This is a genomic window from Catenulispora pinistramenti, assembly GCF_018274385.1.
GTDB lineage: Bacteria > Actinomycetota > Actinomycetes > Streptomycetales > Catenulisporaceae > Catenulispora > Catenulispora pinistramenti.
Genome location: NZ_JAAFYZ010000367.1, coordinates 1 through 5,963, shown reverse-complemented (window position 1 = coordinate 5,963; position 5,963 = coordinate 1). Strand labels below are relative to the sequence as shown.

The 5,963-nt window shown below is 71.1% G+C and carries 4 protein-coding genes and 1 pseudogene; 2 read left to right on the top strand and 3 right to left on the bottom strand.

Going from position 1 to position 5,963, the window contains the following annotated elements; all coding sequences use genetic code 11:
• Nucleotides 1-581: pseudogene (locus KGQ19_RS46875) on the top strand (hypothetical protein); the annotation flags it as partial.
• Nucleotides 582-705: 124 nt separating this feature from the next.
• Here KGQ19_RS46875 and KGQ19_RS46870 read toward each other — a convergent pair.
• From KGQ19_RS46870 to metF, 3 genes are all read right to left on the bottom strand, one after another.
• Nucleotides 706-2,796 (bottom strand): S9 family peptidase, encoded by a 2,091-nt coding sequence (locus tag KGQ19_RS46870; protein WP_212021817.1) that lies wholly within the window; start codon nucleotides 2,794-2,796, stop codon nucleotides 706-708.
• Nucleotides 2,797-2,978: 182 nt separating this feature from the next.
• A complete protein-coding gene (locus tag KGQ19_RS46865) occupies nucleotides 2,979-3,497 on the bottom strand; it encodes a GNAT family N-acetyltransferase (protein ID WP_194899530.1) in 519 nt (172 codons plus the stop codon).
• Nucleotides 3,498-3,672: 175 nt separating this feature from the next.
• The gene (gene metF / locus KGQ19_RS46860; protein WP_212021815.1) at nucleotides 3,673-4,620 is read right to left on the bottom strand and encodes a methylenetetrahydrofolate reductase [NAD(P)H]; all 948 of its coding nucleotides are present in this window, start codon (nucleotides 4,618-4,620) and stop codon (nucleotides 3,673-3,675) included.
• Between the two features lie 90 nt (nucleotides 4,621-4,710).
• Here metF and KGQ19_RS46855 point away from each other — a divergent pair, with 90 nt between their 5' ends.
• Nucleotides 4,711-5,814: a polyprenyl synthetase family protein gene (locus KGQ19_RS46855; RefSeq protein WP_212021813.1), complete on the top strand. Its 1,104-nt coding sequence runs from the start codon at nucleotides 4,711-4,713 to the stop codon at nucleotides 5,812-5,814.
• Nucleotides 5,815-5,963: the final 149 nt, after the last annotated feature.

Below are 5,963 nucleotides of genomic sequence, written 5' to 3'. Positions count from 1 at the left end.
GACCCCGCCCCTCGACCTCAGCCCGCCTGATGGCAGTGGACGCCGACACCTACTGGCGCGTCGGCGGCCACTGCAACGCGGCGCACGACGCACACGGCGAGTCAGGCCTGCTCCGCGCGGTCCGCCGGGCGGGCGGCCACGTGGCGACCCTCGACGGGCGGCACGCCATAGAGTTCCTGGACGGTTCGCTGTGGCCGAGCGAGCGCGCCGGCATCACAACGCCGTCGGGTGCTGGGAGCCGGCTCCCGATGAGCGATACGGAGAACTCGATCCTGCACTCGTTCACGGACACCGCACGGCGGCTGCTGGCCGCCTTCGCGACGGCGCCTACGCAGGTGCGGCCTGCGACAGGGCGGGTAGCCCAGGTGCGGCGCGCGCCGGTGCGGACGACCGGGCCGGTGCGTGCAACGGGGCCGGTGCGGACGACGGCTCCGGCCGCCGGGCCGGTCGCGGATGCCGCGGCGAACCGGGCGGCGGGGTACGCGGCGTCGGCTAGGGCCATGAGCGAGGCGATGAGTGAGGCGATGGCTGAGGCATCCGTGGCAGAGGTGACTGTGGCCGAGGCGAAGGCCTTCCGCTAGCTCTCGCCGCATCGGCCACGGTCTACAGGTCCGGAGTTCTAGAGCTGTAGAGCTGTAGAGCTGTAGAGCTGTAGAGCTGTAGAGCTGTAGAGCTGTAGAGCTGTAGAGCTGTAGAGCTGTAGAACTAGAGCCAGCGGTCGTACCAGGCGCGGATTCGCCGAAGCACATCGAGTTGGTGAGTGCGCTCAAGGAGCCAATGGCCCTCGCGGGGATAGACGACCAGCTCGTGCTCGGCCCCGAAGTGGCGCAGCGCGCGATGCAAGTGGATCGCCTGACTGAGCGGGACGTTGGTGTCCTGTTCGCCGTGCAGGATCAGCAGCGGGGTGCGGATTCTGGAGGCGTAGGAGATGGGGCTGTGCCGGTCGTGGATGTGGGGCCCGGGGCCCTCCCAGCCGGTGCTGCCGCCGAGCGCCGCATCGATGGGTCCCCACTCGCCGGTCCCGGCCTGCATGCCCCAGTCGCTGATACCGGCGCCCATCACGGCGGCCTTGAACCTGTCGGTGCGGCCTATCGCCCATGCCGCCATGAAGCCCCCGTGGCTCCATCCGGAGATGGCCAGCCGCTCGGGGTCGGCGACTCCCTGTGCGACCAACAGGTCTATGCCGCTGGTGATGTCGGTCCACTCGTCGCCACCGACCGCGCCGGCAGCCAGGGCGGCGAACTCGTGGCCGTGCCCCGAGCCGCCTCGGGGGTTGGGCAGGAAGACCGCGTACCCGGCGGTCGCCAGCCACTGGCCGGAGTCCATCGCATTGAGGTTGAACTCGTCGGCATAGCGGAAGTAAGGGCCGCCGTGAACCATGGTGACGAGAGGGAATGGGCCGTCGTCGCGGGTCCGGCCGGCAGGCAGGATCAGTAAGCCGTCCAACAGGATTCCGTCGGATGCCTCGTAGCTGAGGCGTTCCTGGAGACCCCAGCGGATCGCGCGCAGTTCGGGCCTGGTGTCGCTGAGCCGGGACAGTGGTCCGCCGACACGTCCGGCGTGGACGTTCCCGGGCTCGTACGCCGTACTCGCCAGCAGCGCGCAGGTTCCCCCATCGCGGCTCGCGGTGAGCCCGGCGAGAATGCCGGGTACGGAGGACAACCGGTGGAACCGCAGGGGCTCTGGGTCGAGTCGGTACAGCGCGGTGTCCAGGCCGTCGGCGAACAGTGCGAGCAGCGGCCCGTCCGCGACCTGCACCAGCTCGGTCGGGCAGACCCCCATGCCGACGGTGAGGTCGCGGTGTTCGACGGCCGGGACGGTTGCCAGTGGGACGGTTGCCGACGGGACGATCGCGGGCGGGACGGTCGCCGACGGGACAGTGTCGAGCACGGCGAGCCCGCCGATCACGTGCCCAGGGGACACCGCCAGGTGGGCCAGATGCCAGACACCCTTGTGCTGCCACCAAGCCGGAGACTGGGCCTCGATCCCGACCGGGCCCAGATCGTGGACGGCTGCCGAGCCCGGGTCGACCACATGCAGCTCCGACGTCACGACGCCGGCGTCGATCTCCGGGGTGGACCAGCTCAGCACCGCCAGCGGACCGCCGTCCGGACGCTGGGCGAGCGCGATCACATGCCGGTCCCCGAGGCCGTCCACGGTGCGGAGCGCCCCGGTCGCCAGGTCGAGCAGGCGCAGGCGGGTGACGGGAAGGTGCCGGCCCCAGACCATGGCGTCGTCACGCTCAGCCGCACGGCGTTCGTCCTCGGCGGAGGGTTCGTCCTCGGCGAGCACGGCGACGGTGCGGCCGTCGAAGAGCGGCCAGTAGTCGGCGATGCCGCCGCGCCAACTGGTCAGGGTCTCGGCTTTGGCCTCGGTGATGTCCTCGGTGATGTCCTCGCTGTCGTCCAGACCAGCCAGACCATCCAGACCAGCCAGCCCATCCAGACCGTCCGGCCCGTCCAAACCGTCCAGACGGATCCGCTGGAGTTGGGCAGTACCCTGCTCCGCGCGGTCGGAGGTGAAGAAGACAGAGGCCGAGTCCGGGGCCCACTTCGGGTCGAGGTCGCGGGCCGTGTCGTCGGTCAGCCTGCGCGGGGAGGTGCCGCCGTCGGCGGCGGCGACCCAGATGGACCCGTGCGGACGCCCGTCCCTTCCGCCTTTCGCGATCACTCCGTAGGCGACCAGGCGGCCGTCCGGCGAGATGGCCGGTGCCACGGCGGCGGCCGTGTCCACCACCAGTTCGGCGGTGAGCGGGTCGGCCGGTTCGGGAGTCACCTGCGGTGCGGGGTGCGGCATGCGGAGGACGCCTTTCGCTCGCCAGAGGGCAAGCGAACATCCTGTCGCACTAGCGGGTCGGCGTCAGTCGGATTTCGGGGAGCGCGTCGCATGCGAACTGGGCCGCATACGGACTGTGCCGCATGCAAACTGCCCCGGCGAACCCCCGACGGATCCCCGACGAACCCGGCGGCCCCGCTCTCCTACCGCGCCCCCGCCAGCGCGGCCTCAGCGGCCGTCGGCAAGTACGTCGCCCCCGAAAAATCCCAGCCCCCGACCAACTTCCGGTAGTGCACCAGCTCCTGCCCCGGCGCCGGCCGGGTCCGGGTGTACTCGCTGTACCCGGCCGCCGTATACATGCGCTGGTTCTCCCACATCATGGCGTGCGTCAGCAGCCTGAGCTCCGGCAGCCAGAGCTGGCGCGCGTGCTCCTCGGCGAAGGCGAGGACGCGGTGGCCGATGCCCCGGCCCTGGCAGTCGGGGGCGACGGCGAAGTTGTCCAGGTGGAGCCAGCCGTCTTCGGGGACGAGGGTCACGGTCGCGATCGCCGGGCTGCCGATCACGAACAGGCAGCCCCGGCGCATCAGGTGCGGGTAGTCGGCGTCCATCGGGGCGGGCCGGGCGCCGATGCGGGCGACGTAGTGGCGGTAGGCCGAGTGGGTGACGGCGTGGACCGCCGCCAGGTCCACGGGGACCGCGTATCGGACTCCCAGCGGCTGCATATTGGTGCCTCCTTCTCCGGCCCCCTGGACTGTTCTTCGCAGGCTGGCACACGGGGCGCCGCAGGGGTGGCCCGATCGGGCGGTGTTAATCAGACAAGGTGACAGTGCTGGTGAATGGGTCGCGGGGCGGTCGGATGAGCGTATGAGTGGATCGGAGGCCGGGGCTTGAGAGACCTCAGGCCGACAACCGGGTCCCCACAGCCTGCTCGTGCCGCCGGTCCAACCCGAGGTTGCGGTAGATCTCCAACGTCGCCGTCGACATGTTCAGCGTGATGAAGTGCAGCCCCGGCACCCCCTCGGCCAGCAGCCGCTCGCACATCCGCGTCGTCCACTCGACCCCGACCGCGCGTACCGCTGCCTTGTCCCCGTCCACCGCCATCAGCGAGCGCTCCAGCTCGGCCGGGAACGCCTGCCCGGTCAGCCCGGTGATCCGCTTGATCTGCGCGACGTTGGTCACCGGCATCACGCCCGGCAGGATCGGCACGTCGCACCCCGCCGCCGCGACCCGGTCCCGCAGCCGCAGGTAGTCGTCCGTCAGGAAGAACATCTGCGTGATGGCGAAGTCCGCGCCGCGCCGGCACTTGCGCACGAAGTGCGCGACGTCCGAATCCCAGTCCGGCGAGCGGGGGTGCATCTCCGGGAAGGCGGCGACGCCTACACAGAACTCCCCCGATTCCCTCACCAGATCCACGAGTTCGCTCGCGTAGCTCAGGCCCTCGGGATGCGCCTCCCAGTCCCCCAGCGGATCGCCGGGCGGATCGCCCCGCAGCGCCAGGATGTTGCGCACCCCGGCGTCCGCGTACTGCCCGATCACGTGCCGCAGCTCCGCGACGGAGTGGTCGACCGCTGTGAGGTGTCCCACAGGCGTAAGCGTGGTCTCGGCGGCGATCCGTTCCGTGGTCTCCACGGTCTTCATCCGCGTGGTGCCACCCGCGCCGTACGTCACCGAGACGAACGTCGGCGAGTACCCCTCCAGCCGCCGCAAAGCCCGCCAGAGCTGCTGCTCCTGCGCATCGTCCCGCGGTGGGAAGAACTCGAAGGAGTACGAGCGCTCCCCGCGGGCCAACAGCTCGCGGACGGTCGCGGCACGGTCCGGCCGCACGGAGGGTAATCCCAGTGCCATGAATCCACCGTACTGACCATGTCGCCCGTTGTAAGGCAGGGAACCTGGTCGTCCCGAGACGCGAGACACAGGCGGTGAAAGTGCACCCGTATGGTTGTTCCCGTGAACCCCCTGGACCGTCACTCCCTGCGTAACCGAGTAGACACCGCACTCTCGGTGTTCCTGGACCGCCAGGGCGCGGCCCTGATCGCGATGTCGGCCGAGCTGGCACCGCTGCCGACCGCGCTGCGCGAGTTCCTGGACGGCGGCAAGCTGATGCGCCCGGGGTTCTGCTACTGGGGTTGGCGCGGAGTGCTCGGCGACAGCGCGAGCGCCCAGGAGGAGGACGGCATAGTCCACGCCGCCGCGGCCCTGGAACTCCTCCAGGCTTCGGCGCTGATCCACGACGACTACATGGACGACTCCGACACCCGCCGCGGCATGCCGGCCATCCACCGCCGCTTCGCCGCCGCGCACCGCGAGGCCGCCTGGGAGGGATCGGAGGCCCGCTTCGGCGCCGCGGCCGCGATCCTGCTCGGCGACGTCTGCCTGACCTGGTGCGACGAGATGTTCGCCGGCTGCGGCCTGCCGGCCGAGCGGATCGCCGCGGCCCGTAGGTACTTCGACGTCATGCGCACCGAGGTGATGGCCGGCCAGTACCTGGACGTGCTGGCCCAGGCGCACGGCCTGGACGAGCCGGAGCGCGCGGCGCAGCGGGCCCAGACCGTGATCCGCTTCAAGTCCGCGAAGTACACCATCGAGCGTCCGCTGCACGTGGGCGCGATGCTGGCCGGCGGCACCCCGGACGTGATCGCCGCCTACTCCGCCTACGGCCTGCCGCTGGGCGAGGCCTTCCAGCTGCGCGACGATGTCCTGGGCGTGTTCGGCGACCCGGCGGCCACCGGCAAGCCGGCCGGTGACGACCTGCGCGAGGGCAAGCAGACGCTGCTGGTGGCGCTGGCCGCGGCGCGCGCCGACAGCCCGGCCGCGATCAAGACGCTGCGCGCCGAGCTCGGCAACCCGGACCTGGACACGGCCGGGGTCGCCGAGCTGCAGGACATCATCCGCTCCACCGGGGCGCTGGACGACGTCGAGACGCGGATCGCCGCGCTGACGCAGGAGGCGCAGGCGGCGGTCGAGGCCGCGCCGATCGACGGCGAGGCCAGGAGCGTGCTGCAGGAGTTGGCGGTCATGGCGACTGCCCGGAAGAAGTAGGGTCCGCGACGCTGCGGCACTGCGGCACTGCGACGCTGCGGCACCGCGGTACCTCGACACTGCGGCACCGCGGCACCGCGACATGCCCGGGCCGCTCACTCGTTCGACGCAACTTGTGCGGCGATTCGGGGCGGCGGGGGCGTGGCGGG

What these genes read in the sequence shown, in the direction of transcription:
- KGQ19_RS46870 (WP_212021817.1), bottom strand. Translation starts at nt 2,796, where the DNA reads ATGCCGCACCCCGCACCGCAGGTGACTCCCGAACCGGCCGACCCGCTC.
- KGQ19_RS46865 (WP_194899530.1), bottom strand. Translation starts at nt 3,497, where the DNA reads ATGCAGCCGCTGGGAGTCCGATACGCGGTCCCCGTGGACCTGGCGGCG.
- metF (WP_212021815.1), bottom strand. Translation starts at nt 4,620, where the DNA reads ATGGCACTGGGATTACCCTCCGTGCGGCCGGACCGTGCCGCGACCGTC.
- KGQ19_RS46855 (WP_212021813.1), top strand. Translation starts at nt 4,711, where the DNA reads ATGGTTGTTCCCGTGAACCCCCTGGACCGTCACTCCCTGCGTAACCGA.